We start from the raw sequence: 683 nt of genomic DNA, 5'->3' as shown, positions 1-683 counted from the left end.
CGCCCGCGGGGCACCGATGCGGGCCGCCGTTCCGCCCGGTGCGCCACCTGCGAAACGCCCGGTCGCGGGTCGCGCCGGACGACGCGACAGCGTTCCGCACCGCGCCCGTCCGGGCAGACCTGCGTTCTTTTTCAAGCCTCTGCGCGCGACCAATAGGCGGCGGCGGTGAACTGGGTCTTGGTCAGGCCGCGGGCCAGCAGGTGGCTGCGCGCGGCACGGGTGCGCGCCGCGTCGGCCGCGAACCAGACATGCCCGCCCACGGGGTCCGGCATCGCCACAAGCGCGGCCATCAGGTCGTCGCAGCGCGTGACCCGCGGATCATCCGCCAGCGCGCCCAGGTCGGCCGCGTCACAGCACAGGACGGCGCTGGCCGTGCCGCGCGTCTCGGCCAGCATGCGGGTGATGGCGGGCATCGCGGTCTGGTCGCCGAACAGCCACAGCCGATCGGTGTCGGGACAGCTGCCGCCGCCGGGGCCGATGGCACCGACCTGCTGGCCCAGGGGCGCGCCCTGCGCCCAGTCACAGGTCGGGCTGCCCGGATGACAGAAGATGTCGAAATCCAGCCAGCCCGGCCCGTGATCCACGACGGTATAGACCGGCCGGTGCAGCGCGTCCGCCCCGTCGGGCCAGACGGTGCGCCCGCTGGCGGCCACGCGCGGCCAGATGGCCGCCCGCCCCGCCGG

At 75.4% G+C, this 683-nt stretch carries 1 protein-coding gene; it reads right to left on the bottom strand.

Annotated elements, in window-relative coordinates; all coding sequences use genetic code 11:
* Positions 1-131: 131 nt before the first annotated feature.
* Positions 132-683, bottom strand: a 552-nt coding sequence (locus FHD68_RS18770) for a siderophore-interacting protein (protein WP_139086649.1), incomplete at its 5' end; no start/stop codon positions are given.

The organism is Paracoccus marcusii, from assembly GCF_006151785.1.
Taxonomy (GTDB): Bacteria; Pseudomonadota; Alphaproteobacteria; order Rhodobacterales; family Rhodobacteraceae; genus Paracoccus; species Paracoccus marcusii.
This window is presented reverse-complemented; position numbering and strand designations above follow the sequence as displayed.